General features: G+C 70.2%; 11 protein-coding genes. 6 read left to right on the top strand and 5 right to left on the bottom strand.

The window, feature by feature from the left end; genetic code table 11:
• The first annotated feature begins 114 nt into the window (after positions 1-114).
• From ACU6WY_RS01260 to ACU6WY_RS01240, 5 genes are all read left to right on the top strand, one after another.
• The gene (locus tag ACU6WY_RS01260) at positions 115-1,242 is read left to right on the top strand and encodes a glycosyltransferase (protein WP_483820678.1); all 1,128 of its coding nucleotides are present in this window, start codon (positions 115-117) and stop codon (positions 1,240-1,242) included.
• Positions 1,243-1,302: 60 nt separating this feature from the next.
• Entirely contained in the window at positions 1,303-1,557 is a 255-nt protein-coding gene (locus ACU6WY_RS01255) for a glutaredoxin family protein (RefSeq protein ID WP_483820677.1), read from the top strand.
• A 4-nt stretch (positions 1,558-1,561) separates the two neighbouring features.
• Positions 1,562-2,809, top strand: coding sequence for a kynureninase (locus tag ACU6WY_RS01250; protein ID WP_483820676.1), 1,248 nt, complete (start codon positions 1,562-1,564; stop codon positions 2,807-2,809).
• Positions 2,810-2,855: 46 nt separating this feature from the next.
• The gene (locus tag ACU6WY_RS01245) at positions 2,856-4,598 is read left to right on the top strand and encodes a cation:proton antiporter (protein ID WP_483820675.1); all 1,743 of its coding nucleotides are present in this window, start codon (positions 2,856-2,858) and stop codon (positions 4,596-4,598) included.
• A 115-nt stretch (positions 4,599-4,713) separates the two neighbouring features.
• The gene (locus ACU6WY_RS01240; RefSeq protein WP_483820674.1) at positions 4,714-5,187 is read left to right on the top strand and encodes a dehydrogenase; all 474 of its coding nucleotides are present in this window, start codon (positions 4,714-4,716) and stop codon (positions 5,185-5,187) included.
• Positions 5,188-5,260: 73 nt separating this feature from the next.
• On the opposite strand, the gene ACU6WY_RS01235 is transcribed toward ACU6WY_RS01240, so the two are convergent.
• The 3 genes from ACU6WY_RS01235 to ACU6WY_RS01225 all read right to left on the bottom strand — a co-directional run bounded on the left by ACU6WY_RS01235 (position 5,261) and on the right by ACU6WY_RS01225 (position 10,013).
• A complete protein-coding gene (locus ACU6WY_RS01235) occupies positions 5,261-7,585 on the bottom strand; it encodes an ATP-binding cassette domain-containing protein (protein WP_483820673.1) in 2,325 nt (774 codons plus the stop codon).
• A 140-nt stretch (positions 7,586-7,725) separates the two neighbouring features.
• Positions 7,726-9,255, bottom strand: a complete 1,530-nt coding sequence (locus ACU6WY_RS01230) for a DEAD/DEAH box helicase (RefSeq protein WP_483820672.1) — start codon at positions 9,253-9,255, stop codon at positions 7,726-7,728.
• Positions 9,256-9,440: 185 nt separating this feature from the next.
• Positions 9,441-10,013: a DNA-3-methyladenine glycosylase I gene (locus tag ACU6WY_RS01225; protein ID WP_483820671.1), complete on the bottom strand. Its 573-nt coding sequence runs from the start codon at positions 10,011-10,013 to the stop codon at positions 9,441-9,443.
• An 85-nt stretch (positions 10,014-10,098) separates the two neighbouring features.
• Between ACU6WY_RS01225 and ACU6WY_RS01220 the strand changes: the two genes are divergently transcribed.
• A complete protein-coding gene (locus ACU6WY_RS01220) occupies positions 10,099-10,299 on the top strand; it encodes a hypothetical protein (protein ID WP_483820670.1) in 201 nt (66 codons plus the stop codon).
• A gap of 43 nt (positions 10,300-10,342) precedes the next feature.
• Here the strand turns inward: ACU6WY_RS01220 and ACU6WY_RS01215 are convergent, their stop codons facing one another.
• Both ACU6WY_RS01215 and recQ read right to left on the bottom strand, forming a co-directional pair.
• Positions 10,343-12,445: an acyl-CoA dehydrogenase family protein gene (locus ACU6WY_RS01215; protein ID WP_483820669.1), complete on the bottom strand. Its 2,103-nt coding sequence runs from the start codon at positions 12,443-12,445 to the stop codon at positions 10,343-10,345.
• A 311-nt stretch (positions 12,446-12,756) separates the two neighbouring features.
• Complete coding sequence (recQ, locus tag ACU6WY_RS01210; protein WP_483820668.1) at positions 12,757-14,796, bottom strand: DNA helicase RecQ; 2,040 nt, start codon at positions 14,794-14,796, stop codon at positions 12,757-12,759.
• Between the last annotated feature and the right edge of the window lie 14 nt (positions 14,797-14,810).

The raw sequence follows: 14,810 nt of genomic DNA, 5'->3' as shown, positions 1-14,810 counted from the left end.
TTCCGCGGGTGAACGTCACGCTAGCTCCCAGGTAATTGATCCACAATCCTCATTTGGGCACGCGTCGGCCGTTCTACGCTGTGTACTTCCGGCTTCACCGAAACGCGAGCATCCATGGACCTTTCCGTCATCGTTCCCACCTTCAACGAGGGTCCGAACGTCGCCGAACTCGTCCGCCGGACGGTGGCCGCGCTTCCGGGTCGTTCCGTAGAGATCCTGTTCGTCGACGATTCCACCGATGACACCCCCGACATCATCCGGACCGTGGCCGCTCACGCGCCAGTGCCGGTGCGCCTGATCCACCGCGACGAGCCCGTGGGCGGTCTCGGCGGTGCCGTGGTCGAGGGCCTGCGGGCGGCGGCATCCGATCTGTGTGTCGTGATGGACGGCGACCTGCAGCACCCACCCGAGGTGATCGCCGATCTGCTCGCGCGCGCCGATGAGGGCGATGCCGATGTCGTGGTCGCCTCGCGGTACATCGCCGGCGGTACCTCCGACGGCCTCGCCAACGCCGTCCGCACGCTCGTCTCGCGCGGGTCGACCCTGTTGACCAAGGCGATGTTCCCGCGGAAGCTGCACAACTGCTCCGACCCGATGACCGGGTTCTTCCTCGTCGACCGTCGCAGCCTCGACATCGACAGCCTGCGGCCGAGCGGCTTCAAGATCCTGCTCGAGATCCTCGCGCGCAAGCAGATGCGAGTGGCCGAGGTCCCCTTCTCCTTCGCCGCGCGCTTCGCGGGCGAATCCAAGGCGTCGTTCAGCCAGGGCATGCGGTTCCTCACCCAGCTCACGATGCTGCGCTTCGGCCGCATGTCGGCGTTCGCTCTCGTGGGTGGGCTCGGTGCCGTGGCGAACCTGCTGATCATGTGGGGCCTGACCACGGTCGGGGTGCAGTACCTCGTCGCGGCCGTGATCGCGAGCGTGGTCACGATCGTCGCGAACTTCCTCGCGCTGGAGTACCTTGTCTTCGCCGACATGCGCGAAGAGTCGGGCCTGATGCGACACCGCTTCCTCAAGTCGTTCACGTTCAACGGCATCGAGGCGATCGTGCGCATCCCGGTGATCTGGCTGCTGGTGAACCAGGCCCACATCCAAAGCGTCGTCGCCGCCGCGATCACCCTCGCGGCCGCGTTCATCGTGCGGTTCGTGTTCCACGCCCTCGTGGTCTACGCCCCCAAGAAGTCCCGCACGGCCCCGCAGGCCGCCGTCGCCGAGCCCCTCGAAGACGAACTCGCCAGCTGACGGCACACGACCACCGGGCGCGGCGGGCCACGCCCCGTCGGCGCGGCGTACGCTGGAAGCATGTCCGACGCATCTATCCGCATGTTCGGCGCCGACTGGTGCCGTGACTGCATCCGCACGAAGAAGCAGCTCGACGACCTGGGCGTGGCCTACGAGTACGTCGACCTGGTCGCCGACCCGGCCGCGGCCGATGTGGCCAAGGAGATCTCGGGCCGCACCAACATCCCCGTCGTGCTGTACCCCGACTCCACGCACCACGTCGAGCCGTCCAACGCCGACGTCGAGGCCAAGCTGCGCGAGCTGTCGCTGATCTGACACCGTGGCGATCGATCCCTCCGACGATCTCACCGCGGACGCCCGCGCGCTCGACTCTGCCGACCCCCTGGCGGCGTACCGCGAGGCGTTCATCGGCGCGGAGACGCCGCTGGTCTACTTCGACGGCAACTCGCTGGGCCGCCCGCCGCGGGCGACGGCGGATCGACTCGCGCGCTTCGTCACCGACGAATGGGGCGGGCGCTTGATCCGCGGCTGGGACGAGTCGTGGATGGAGCTCCCCTTCCAGATCGGGGATCGACTCGCACGTGTCGCACTGGGTGCCGCCCCCGGGCAGACGGTCATCGGCGACTCGACCACGGTGCTGCTGTACAAGCTGCTGCGCGCCGCCCTCGCGGAGCGGTCGTCGACCGATCCGGAGCGCGTGGAGATCGTGGTGGGCCGCGATGACTTCCCGACCGACCGCTACCTCGTCGAGGGCATCGCCGCCGAGCGCGGTGCGCGCGTGGTCTGGATCGACGTCGACACGACGCGCGGGGTGGATGCCGATCTCCTCGCCGCCGCGGTCGGACCGCGCACCGCGATGGTCCTGCTCAGCCACGTCTCGTACCGCTCCGGCTATCTCGCCGACGCCGCGACGCTCACCCGCATCGCGCACGACGCGGGTGCCCTCGTGCTCTGGGACCTGTGCCACTCCGCGGGCTCCGTGCCGGTCGCCCTCGACGAGTGGGAGGTCGACCTCGCCGTGGGCTGCACCTACAAGTACCTCAACGGCGGGCCGGGGTCGCCCGCGTTCGCCTACGTCGCCGCTCGCCACCAGATGACCCTCACCCAACCGATCCAGGGATGGATGGGCACGGCCGACGTGTTCGCGATGGGACCGGAGTACCACCCCGCCGAGGGAATGCGGCGCTTCCTGTCGGGGACGCCGCCGGTGCTGGCGATGCGGGCGATGGAAGACACCCTCGACCTGCTCGAGGACGCCGGCATCGCCGCGGTGCGCGAGAAGTCGACGGCACTGACCTCTTTCGCGCTGCGCGTGAGCGATGGCATCCTGGCCCCGCTCGGGGTCACGACGGCCTCACCGAGAGACGCGAGCGAACGCGGCGGTCATGTGACGCTCTCGCACCCCGCCATGCGCGCCGTCACAGCACGGCTCTGGGCACAGGACGTGATCCCCGATTACCGCGATCCGCACGGCCTGCGAATCGGGCTCGCACCGCTGTCGACGAGCTTCGCAGAGACGCTCCACGGCCTCCGGGCGGTGGCCGAGGCGGTCCGCGCAGAGAGCTGACGCGCCGCCGTCATCACGGCAGCGGCGACGGGTCTAGCCTCGGAGGGTGATCGATCCGCTCCTCATCGTCGTCGGCGGGATCGTGGTGATCTCCCTCGTCACGGCGCTCGCGCCGAGGTTCAACATCGCGGGACCGCTCGTGCTCATGGCCCTCGGCCTGGGCGTGAGTCTGCTGCCGTTCGTCCCGGCGATCGCGATCGATCCCGAGGTGATCCTCGTCGGTGTGCTGCCGCCCCTGCTGTACTCGGCGGCGGTACAGCTGCCGGCGATCGAGTTCCGCCGTGACTTCGCGCCCATCGCGGGCCTCTCGGTGCTCTTGGTGGTGCTGAGTTCGGTCGGTCTCGGACTGTTCTTCTGGGCCGTGATTCCGGGGCTCGGGCTCGCGCTCGGCGTGGCTCTCGGCGCGATTCTGAGCCCCACGGATGCCGTGGCCACCTCCATCGCCAAGCGTCTGGGGATCGCCCCCCGCGTCGTGACGATGCTCGAGGGTGAGAGCCTGCTCAACGACGCCACCGCCCTGGTGCTCCTGCGGACCGCGGTGGCCGCGGTGGCCTCGGGGTTTGCGTTCGGCGACGTGGTCGGCACCTTCGCCTGGGGGGTGCTGCTGGCCATCGCGCTCGGCGCGGTCGTGGGGTGGGGGAACCTGCGGCTGCGCGAGCGCGTGAGCAACCCCGCCGCCAACACCGCGCTCAGCTTCACCGTGCCCTTCATCGCCTACCTCCCCACCGAGCACCTCGGCGGATCGGGCCTGGTGGCAGCCGTGGTCGCGGGGATCGTCACCGGGCAGGGCGCTGCCCGGCGGTTCACTCCCGAGCAGCGCATGAGCGACCGACTGAACTGGCGCACGATCGAGCTCATCCTGGAGGGCGCGGTGTTCCTCGTCTTCGGCCTCGAGCTGAAGGACATCGTCTCGGCCAACCTCCGCGAGCACGAGGGACTGTGGCACGGCACCTGGCTCGCCCTGTCGGCGCTCGGTATCGCTCTGGTCGTCCGCGCCGTTTACGTTTCGGCCCTGATCTGGGTGCAGGGTCGCCGCAGCCACCACGCCCCCCACCATCGAGCCCGGGCCGAGCGTGTGCGCGAGCACGTCGATCGGATCGAAGAGACGTATCGGGCCGACCCGCACCGCCTCGATCGCGACGGGGATCCGGCCCGCACGACCCGGCGGCTCTCCTGGGCGCGCCGGCGGATTTCCCGGACTCTGGCCGATCTCGACTACTACCGCGATGCTCCGCTCGGGTGGCGGCACGGAACCATCATCGTGTGGGCCGGCATGCGAGGGGTCGTCACGTTGGCGGCGGCGCAGACCCTTCCCCGCGACACGCTCGAAAGGCCGCTGCTGATCTTCGTGGCCTTCCTCGTCGCGCTGTTCAGCCTGCTGCTGCAGGGGCTCACCCTGCCAGCGGTCGTCCGCGCCCTCGGGCTGAGCGACGGCGGCGGCGAAGGACCCACGCGCGAGGAGCAGAAGGCACTGGATGCCGAGCTACGCGCGGCCGCGGTCGCGGCGATGACCGCGGGCAGCCTCGCCCGCCGCGACGGCGAGCCGTTCCCGGACGACCTCGTCGAGCGGGCCGGGGCTCGGCTGAGCCAGCCGCCCGACGACGACGTGACGACCCGCGCCCGCGATCTCCTCGAACTGCGTCTGGCGGCCATCGAAGCGATGCGCCTGCGCCTGGATCGACTCGGTCGCGACGGCCGCTTCAGCACGGCGGCCCTCCGACACGCCCTCGCCGAGCTCGACGCGGATCAGCTGAGCCTCGAACTCCGTCTCGATGGAGAAGACGACTGAGGTCTTGGTCGCGCATTCGCGCGCTCCCCGCCGTGAGATCCCCGGAACCTCGGACTCCCTCTCCGATCGGTGGGGGATGGCGTCGTCGTGCGGCAGAATGGACACGGAGGTGCGCATGAGCGATCCAATCCCGACGACGCCGTCATCCGTGGATTCCGTGACCCCGGCCGTGCCGGTCGTGCACACCGCGGCGGACTGCCCGCAGTGCTTCACCGAGATGCAGGGCGACGGCACCTGGTGGCGCGCCCGTCCCGCGGGATCGCGACTCGTCGGTCTCGTCGTCTCCCGCCCGGGCCTTCCCTCGGTCGTCCAGCAGCGCGACGACCTCACGCGCTTCGGCGTTCCCATCGAGGGCTTCCGCCACCCCGCGCCCGAGACCCTCGAAGATTGGGCCGCGCGTCTCGATCGGTTCTTCGGCACGCTCACCCGCGGCGACGTCCTCGTGGTGACGACGGTCGAAGCGCTCGGCGTCTCGCGCACCGACGCGGCGCACGCCGTGTCGGACCTGCGCCAGCGGGGCGTGATGGTGAAGGTGCTCGCCCACGGCGACCGCCATCTGCACACCGCGACCGTCACCCCTCCGGCCTGACACCCCGCGCTCTTCGTGCGCGACGCGGTCGGGCTCTGGGGCGCAATGTCACGCCGCGAGGCTCCGGTGCCGGTCAGACCCCCACGTAGCGCGCGAGATGCTCCCCGGTGAGCGTTGTGGGCGAAGCGACGAGGTCGTGGGGCGTACCCTCGAACACCACCGTGCCGCCGTCTCGACCTGCTCCCGGCCCCAGATCGATGAGCCAGTCGGCATGCGCCATGACCGCCTGGTGGTGCTCGATCACGACGACCGTGTTACCGGAATCTACGAGGGCGTCGAGCAGCCCCAGAAGGGTGTCGACATCGGCCAGGTGCAGGCCGGTCGTCGGCTCGTCGAGCACATACACCGCGCCCTTCTTCGCCATCGAGATCGCGAGCTTGAGCCGCTGACGCTCGCCTCCCGACAGGGTGTTCAGCGACTGACCGAGCGTGATGTAGCCGAGACCAACGTCGACCAGTCGCGATAGCACCGCCACCGCGGGGCCCGTGGTGAGGAACGCGGCGGTCTCGGTTACCGACATTTCGAGCACTTCGGCGATGTTCTTGCCCCGCAGGGTGTAGTCGAGGACGGCGGCGGCGAACCCCCTGCCCGCGCACATCTCGCACACGGTCTCGACCGTGGACTGGAAGCCGAGCTCGGTGACGATGATCCCGAGCCCCTTGCACGCGGGGCAGGCCCCCTCGGAATTGGCGCTGAACAACGACGGCTTGACGCCATTGGCCTTCGCGAAGGCCGCCCGCACCGCGTCGAGAATGCCGGTGTAGGTGGCGGGGCTGCTGCGGCGCGACCCCTTGATGGGCGATTGGTCGACCACGACCACGTCGTCGAAGGCGGGGAGGTGACCGTGGATGAGCGAGGACTTGCCCGAGCCCGCGACGCCGGTGACCACGGTGAGCACCCCGAGGGGCACGTCGACGTCGACATTCTTGAGGTTGTGCTGCGCGGCACCGCGGATCGGCAGTGCCCCGGTGCGCTCGCGCACCGCCGGCTTGAGGCGCGCCCGATGGTCGAGGAAACGCCCGGTCAGGGTGCCGGAGGCCCGGAGCCCTGCCACATCGCCCTCGTACTGCACCGTCCCGCCGGAGCGCCCCGCCCCGGGGCCCAGGTCGACGACGTGGTCAGCGATCTCGATGACCTCGGGCTTGTGCTCGACGACGAGCACCGTGTTGCCCTTGTCGCGCAGTCGGCGGAGAGTGTCGTTCATCCGCTGGATGTCGTGCGGGTGCAGGCCCGCGGTCGGCTCGTCGAAGACGTAGGTGATGTCGGTGAGACTCGATCCGAGGTGGCGGATCATCTTCGTGCGCTGGGCCTCGCCGCCCGAGAGGGTGCCGCTCGCACGATCGAGCGACAGGTAGCCGAGCCCGATGTGCACGAAGGCGTCGAGCGTGTCGCGCAGCCCCGCCACGAGCGGGGCAACGGCGGGGCTGTCGACGGTGCGCACCCAGGCCGCGAGATCGGTGATCTGCATGGCCGCGGCATCCGCGATCGACACACCGTCGATCCGCGACGACCGCGCCCCCTCGTTCAGGCGGGTGCCTCCGCATGCGGGACAGGCCACGAAGGTGACCGCACGATCGACGAACGCGCGGATATGGGGCTGCAGACCGTCGCGGTCTTTCTGGAGCATGCTCTTGGTGATCTTGGGGACGAGCCCCTCGTACGTCATGTTGGTGTTCGCGATCCGGACCTTCGTCTGCTCTTTGTAGAGGAAGTCCGCGCGCTCCTGGTCGGAGTAGTCCTGGATCGGCTTGTCGGGGTCGAGGAACCCCGACTCAGAGAAAATGCGCACCATCCACCCGTCGGCGGTGTAGCCGGGAACCCGGATGGCCCCGTCGGCAAGCGACAGCGTCTTGTCGTACAGCTGGTCGAGGGCGATGTCGCTGACCTGACCGAGCCCCTCGCAGTCGGGGCACATGCCCCCGGTGATCTCGAGCGCTCGCCCCTCTTCTGCCCCCGGGCGTGCGCCCGCACCCGAGAGGGAGGGGACGTTGAACGAGAAGGCCTGCGATGACCCGACCCTCGGCTGTCCGAGCCGGCTGAAGAGCACCCGCAGCATGGCGTGCACGTCGGTGGCGGTGCCCACGGTCGACCGCGCGTTCGCCCCCATGCGTTCCTGATCGACGCGGATCGTCGCGCTGAGGTTCTCGAGCGCGTCGACGTCGGGGCGCGCGGGCTGCCCCATGAACTGCTGGACGAACGTGGGATACGTCTCGTTGATGAGGCGCTGCGACTCGGCGGCGATGGTGCCGAACACGAGGGACGATTTGCCCGAGCCGCTGACCCCCGTGAACACCGTCAGGCGGCGCTTGGGAACGTCGAGGTCGACGTTTCGGAGGTTGTTCTCACGAGCACCGCGCACGCGGATGACGTCGTGCGCATCGGCGGGGTCAGGGGTCATCGCGGCTCCTCGCTGGGTCGATCCTCAGTGTGCCGTAAGCCCCCGACATCCGCGATCACTCCCCCGGGCCTCGGCACGGGATGCCGGGGGAACGACGATGCCCCCGCGGACGAATCCGCGGGGGCATCGGGAGGCGTGTCTCAGCCCTGGGCGCGACGGTTGGTGCGCGGCGAGCGGGAGCCGACGACCATGCCGGTCGTGGGCGATCCGGATGCCGAACGACCAGCGCCCTGCGGACGGGCGGCGTGCTGACCGCCACCGTTGCCCTGGCCACGGCCGGCGCCGGAGCGCTGACCCTGCGAGCGACCGCCCTGCGCGGTTTCGCCCGTGGAGGCACCTGCCCCGCGGCCGCGACGACGACGTGCTTCACCGGGCGCGGAGGTGCGGGACGCCGCGTCGGACGACCCCTGGCCGCGGGTCGCGCGCTTGCGCTGCGCGTTCGCGCCCTGCGAGCGTCCGCCGCCCTGCGTCTGCGCGACGACAGGCTCGGGCTTGACGTACGGAGCGACCTCGCCGACGAGGGCGACGACCTCGGGAGAGGTCGGGGTGACCTGCTGCGGCGTGACCGAGATCTGGGCCTTGCGCAGAATGTCGAGGGTGTCGCGGCGCTGCTCGGGCAGCATGATCGTCACCACGTCACCGGCGGTGCCGGCACGGGCGGTACGGCCCGAACGGTGCAGATAGGCCTTGTGCTCGACGGGCGGGTCGACGTGCACGACGAGCTCGACACCGTCGACGTGCACACCGCGGGCGGCGACGTCGGTGGCGACGAGCACCTTGGCACGGCCGTCACCGAAAGCGGCGAGGTTGCGGTCGCGCTGCGGCTGCGACAGGTTGCCGTGCAGGTCGACCGAGGGGATGCCGGCGGCGGTGAGGGCCTTCGCGAGCTTCTTGGCCTGGTGCTTGGTGCGCATGAACAGGATGCGGCGCGCGGTGCCCGAGGCGAGCGTCTGCACGAGCTCCTTCTTGGCGTCCGCGTCGGCGGGGGTGAAGACGTGGTGGGTCATCGCCGCGACGTGCGAGTTCGCCTCGTCGACGGAGTGCAGCACCTCGTTGCGGAGGAAGCGCTTGACCAGCTTGTCTACGCCGTTGTCGAGCGTCGCCGAGAACAGCAGACGCTGACCGTCGGCGGGCGTGCGGGAGAGCAGGCGGGTGACGCCGGGCAGGAAGCCGAGGTCGGCCATGTGGTCGGCCTCGTCGAGCACGGTGATCTCGACATCGCCGAGGTTGGCGAAGCCCTGACCGATGAGGTCTTCGAGGCGACCGGGGCACGCGACGAGGATGTCGACGCCCGCGGCGAGCGCGTCGACCTGACGCTTCTGGTTCACGCCGCCGTAGACGGTGGTCGTGGTGAGGTCGTAGGCCGCGGCGAGGGGCTTGATGACCTCGTCGATCTGGTTGGCCAGCTCGCGGGTCGGGGCCAGCACGAGCGCGCGGGGCCGGCGACCGCGACGGCGGTCGGTCTTCGCGGCGAGGCGGGCGACCAGCGGCAGCGAGAAGGCGAGGGTCTTGCCGGAGCCCGTCTTGCCGCGGCCCAGCACGTCGCGTCCGGCGAGGGTGTCGGGCAGCGTGTCGGCCTGAATCGGGAAGGGCTCGTTCTTGCCCTGTGCGGCGAGGACGGCGGTCAGCGGCGCGGGCACGCCGAGGTCGGTGAAAGTCTGGGACGTCATGAAGTGTCTCCTGCCGGCGCATACGCGCGCACGGCGATTCGGGATGCCGCAATGCTGCGACTGAAAGAGGGCGAAGGCGCCGGTCGGCACATCCGTTCGCCGTGAAAGTCAAAGGCCCACGCAGTGGGGCCGGTGCGTTCGACGACGCTGGGAGCGAGAGCTCCGGTCTCCAGTCTAGCGGTGCGTCACGCCACCGCGCGCCAGCACCCGGCCACGTGGTCGTCGACCATGCCCGACGACTGCATGAGGGCGTACATCGTGGTGGGGCCGACGAAGCGGAAGCCCCGGCGGCGGAGTTCTTTGCTCATCGCCGCGGACTCCGGCGTGACGGCGGGCACGTCCGCGAACGTCGCCGGCGCGATGTGGGCGTCCGGCGCGAACGACCAGAGCAGCGCATCGAGCTCCCCGTCGGCCATGCCGGCAACGATCGCGGCGTTGCCGATCACGGCCTCGATCTTGCCGCGATGGCGGATGATCCCGGCATCCTGCAGCAGGCGATCGACGTCGTCGGCGCCGAAGCGCGCCACGACGGCGGGCTCGAAGTCGTGGAACACCTCGCGGAAACGGGGGCGCTTGCGCAGGATCGTGATCCACGCCAGGCCCGCCTGGAACCCCTCCAGGCTCAGCTTCTCGAAGAGACGACGATCGCCGCGGAGCGTCGTGCCCCACTCCTCGTCGTGGTAGCGCTGGTACTCGGCATCGGCACCCGCCCACGCGCAGCGGACCACGCCGTCGGCGCCGGTGAGGAGATCGCTCATGCGCCCAGGCTAGGGGGGACCTCCGACACGGCGGCGGCGCCCCGGCATCCTGGACGGGGCCGCGGGCACGCGTTAGCCTCCGGGCATGCCTATCGCGCCGAGGAGTCCGCAACGCCTCCGTTTCTCGCTGATCCTGGGGCTCGTGGTCGCCGTCGTGATGATCGCCGTCGGCATTGTCACGATCGGCGTGGATGGCCCCGAGTGGTTTGCGATGATGACGCTGTTCGCGGGTGCGGTGATCGCCGGGGTCGCGATCATTCGGCTCGTCCTGCTGCGACACACCTGAGCAGGGCGGCGCCTCGCGACCGCCGCCCTGCTCAGGTCGACTTCTACCGCCCCGGCTTCTTCTCGGGGACCGGCGCATCGCCCGAGGCCCGCAGCGCCGCGTAGTACGACGCGGCTTCGTTCTGCCGGTCGTCTTCGACGCCGGTCGCGATCGCGGCGCGGATGTGCTCCGGGCCATAACCGAACGCGTCGACGAGGTCCTGCGCGTGAGGCCGCAGCCGCACGCACAGACGGTCGATGTAGCTCGACACGGCCGCGGCCCGCTGCGTCGACAGGCGGCCGTTGATCAGGTACCAGGCCAGGTGCTTCTCGATGAGCTGCAGGCCGAACAGATCGCGCAGCCACGTCAGCACCTGCCGCGTGCCCTCGTCACTCACGCGGTTGATCGCGTCGGTGAACGCCTCCCACTGCAGCAGCTCGCCGTGGGCGCGGGCCGCCTCGATGAGCTCGGCCTGGTTCTCGTTGAACAGCGCCGCGGCCTCGTCACGGGGGAGCTTGGATGCCGGGCGGAGGCGCCCCGCGATGTCGGCGATCATCTGCTGGACGCGGTCGGCAAGCAACTCGTGCTGCTGCTGGGCGCGGAGGCCCTTCTCGACCGAGCGCGCCGTGGAGCCGAGGTCGGTGACGGCCTGTCCGAGCTGACGCATGCCCGCACCGTGGAACAGCTTTCCGGCGGTCTGCCCGACGGCGAAGGCGGCAAGAGCCCTGGCATCCTTGCCCTTGAACTGCTTCGCGTAGTCGGCGAGCAGTCGCTTGCCGACGAGCTGGAGCAGCACGTTGTTGTCGCCCTCGAAGGTGACGTAGATGTCGAGGTCGGCGCGCAGGCCCACCAGACGGTTCTCGAAGAGGAAGCCCTGCCCGCCGCACGCCTCGCGCGATTCCTGCAGGGTGTCGAGCGCGTGCCAGGTCGAGAGGGGCTTGAGCGCGGCGGCGAGAGTCTCGAGGTCTTCGCGGTCGGCGTCGGTGTCGAGCCGTCCGCTGAAGACGCCGTCGAACTTCTGCAGGAACTCGTCGTGCGCGAAGATCTGTGCGTAGGTGGTCGCCAGGCGCGGGAGCAGACGGCGCTGGTGCTTGCCGTAGTCGAGCAGGGTCACCTCGGGGGTGCCGCTGCCGGAGTCGAACTGCCGGCGCTGATTGCCGTACGTGATCGCGATCGTGAGGCCGATGGCCGAGGCCCACGCGGCAGCACCGTCGAGAGACACCCGACCCTGGACGAGGGTGCCGAGCATCGTGAAGAAGCGACGGCCGGGGCTGGCGATGTCGCTCGAGTACGTGCCGTCCGCGGCGACGTCGCCGTAGCGGTTGAGGAGGTTCGTGCGGGGCACGCGCACCTGGTCGAAGTGCAGGCGGCCGTTGTCGATGCCGTTCAGTCCACCCTTCAGGCCGTCGTCCTCGCCGCCGATTCCGGGGAGGAAAGCCCCCTCGTCGTCGCGCAGCGGCACGTAGAAGCAGTGCACGCCGTGGTTGACGCCGTTCGTGATGAGCTGCGCGAAGACGGTGGCCGCCTTGCCGTGCAGGGCCGCGTTGCCGAGGTAGTCCTTCCAGGCGCCGCGGAACGGCGTGTGGATGACGAACTCCTCGGTCTCGGCGTCGTAGGTCGCCGTCGTACCGATCGCGGCGACGTCCGAGCCGTGGCCGGTCTCGGTCATCGCGAAGGCACCCGGAATGTCGAGGCTCATGATGCCCGGCAGCCACTTCGCGTGGTGCGTCTCGGTGCCGAGCTGGAGCACGGCCGAGCCGAACAGCCCCCACTGCACGCCCGACTTGATCTGCAGGCTCGGGTCGGCGGCGACGAGCTCTTCGAACCCGGCGATGTTCGCGCCATTGTTCTCTTCACCGCCGAAGCGTTTCGGGAACGCGCGGTGCACCGCCTTGCGGGCGACGAGCTCGCGAAGCTGCCCCAGGGTGCGCTCACGGTGGGCGTCCATGCCGAGGCTGTCGTCGCGCCAGAACAGCGGGTCCTTCAGCATTTCTCGCGCCTCGCGGCGAGTGTCGGCCCACGTTCCGAGCAGCAGATCGGTGACCCGCTCGATGTCGATGCGGCTCTCGGCGGCCTCGGCGGCGGAGTGCGCGGCGGTGGGCGCTCCCCCGACGGGCGTGCGCGTGCTCGCGGAGGGCGTGGTGGGACGGACGGCGGCGTCGGTCATTTTCGGCACCTTTCGACGTTGCAAAGGGATGCCACCACGGTAGGACTCCCACAACGCTCGCTCAAACATTGTGTGCGGTGCACACAACATGGTCCGGCGTCGTCGCCGGATGTGGTTGTGGGGCGTCAACATCCGCGGGCGTTCCGCAGAGCGGCGGCCGTCGAGGCGGGCGGCATCACGAGAACAGGCTCCGCACCGAGAACAGGGGGATATCGCGGCGCGGATCGGCCTGTTCTCGCCGCCTCGCCTGTCTGGGTGACACGGTGCACGGGCACCCCCGGCGGCGCACGGTCGCCCGCCGTGGCCCGCGGTCAGTGCTGGGCGACGACCGTCAGGATGCCGTCACCGTAGGCCTCGCGCTTCTTGGCGCCGATGCCGGTGATGCCGTCGAGATCGCCCATCGACGCGGGGCGGCCGGCGGCGATCGCACGGAGGGTCGCATCACCGAAGACGATGTACGCCGGAACGCCCTGCTCTCGCGCCTGCTCGGCGCGCCACGCCCGTAGCGCCTCGAAGAGATCGCGGTCAGCGGGGGCGACATCGTCGGCGCTGGACTTGCGGGGTCTGCTCGACCCACCGCCGCCGGTTCGCCCGAGGGCATCGCGGCGGAGGGGGACCGGCGTCTCTCCGCGCAACACCCCGCCGGAGGCCTCACTCAGCGCGAGGGTGCCATAGTCGCCCTGGGCGGCGATGATCCCCCGCGCGAGGAGCTGTCGGATGACGCTCCGCCAGTCCTGGTCGGACAGGTCGGCGCCGAGTCCGTACGTGGTGAGGCGGTCGTGCCCCTGCTGCGCGATGCGGTCGGTCTTGGCCCCGCGCAGGATGTCGATGAGGTGCCCGGCTCCGAAGGCCTGCCCGCGCTCGCGCTGGAGACGCACGATCGTCGACAGGAGCTTCTGCGCAGCGACCAGCCCGTCCCACGTGTCGGGCGGAGTGAGGCACGTGTCGCAATTACCGCACGGCTCAGAGGGCTCGCCGAAGTACGACAGCAGGTTCTGTCGACGGCATCCGACCGTCTCGCACAGCGCGAGCATGGCGTCGAGGTGCTGCCCCAGACGCATCTTGTACGACCGGTCGCCAGGCGACTGGTCGATCATGCGGCGCTGCTGCACGACATCGCCGAGGCCGTAGGCCATCCACACCACCGACGGGTCGCCGTCGCGCCCGGCGCGCCCCGTCTCTTGGTAATAGCCCTCGACCGACTTGGGGAGGTCGATGTGCGCGACGAAGCGCACATCAGGCTTGTCGATGCCCATGCCGAAGGCGATCGTGGCCACCATGATGACGCCGTCGTCGCGGAGGAAACGCGATTGGTTCGCCGCGCGCACCGACGCGTCGAGCCCCGCGTGGTACGGGAGGGCGTCGAGTCCCTGCGCGGCCAGGTAGGACGCGGTCTGCTCGACGCTCTTGCGGCTGAGGGCGTACACGATGCCCGCAGACCCCTCGGGCTGCGTGCGGATGAACGACACCAGTTGACGCCGCGGATCGACCTTCGCATCGATGCGGTACTGGATGTTGGGGCGGTCGAAACTCGCGACGAACGTGCGCGCGTCGCGGAGGCGCAGGCGCTCGACGATCTCGCGCGCGGTCTCGGGAGTGGCGGTCGCCGTGAGGGCCATGCGCGGAACCCCGGGGAAACGCTCGGCGAGATCGCCGAGCGCGAGGTAGTCGGGCCGGAAGTCGTGACCCCACTGCGACACGCAGTGCGCTTCGTCGATCGCGATGACGCTGAGACTCCCGCGCGAAAGGAGGCTCAGCGTCTGCGCCCCGTTGAGCCGCTCGGGCGCGACGTAGAGCAGGTCGAGGTCGCCGGCGAGATACGCCTGTTCGACGGCCTGGCGCTCGACGGGGGCCTGCGTAGAGTTGAGGTAGGCCGCGCGCACGCCGTTGGCCACGAGAGCGTCGACCTGGTCGTGCATGAGGGCGATGAGCGGACTCACCACGAGGCCGGTGCCGGGGCGCACGAGCGCGGGCACCTGGTACGTGACGCTCTTTCCGCCGCCGGTGGGCATGAGCACCACGGCGTCGCCCCCGTCGATCACCTGCTGCACGATCGCGGCCTGATCACCCCGGAAGACGTCGTAGCCGTAGACCTCGTGCAGCACCTCGCGCGGGTCTCGCCCCGTGAAGTCGCGCACGTCGGGCAGTTCGCGTGCTGTTCCGGTCGCCAGAGCGGCCCGCGCGAACGGCGAGGCCGCGGCATCCATCGGCGGGGGCGGGGAGTCGGGGTCGTCGGGCGGGGCGAAGAGGTCGGGATCCCAGTCGGCCCCCGCGTACGGATCGTCGTACCCGTCGAACGCCTCGGGAGGCGCGTCGGCGTACGGCTCGGGGGCGGCGCCGGGGAAAGTCACCACACCACGGTAAC

Source organism: Microbacterium sp. ZW3a (genome assembly GCF_057167165.1).
The sequence above is the reverse complement of the archived record's forward strand: the minus strand, read 5'-3'. Positions and strand labels throughout refer to the sequence as shown.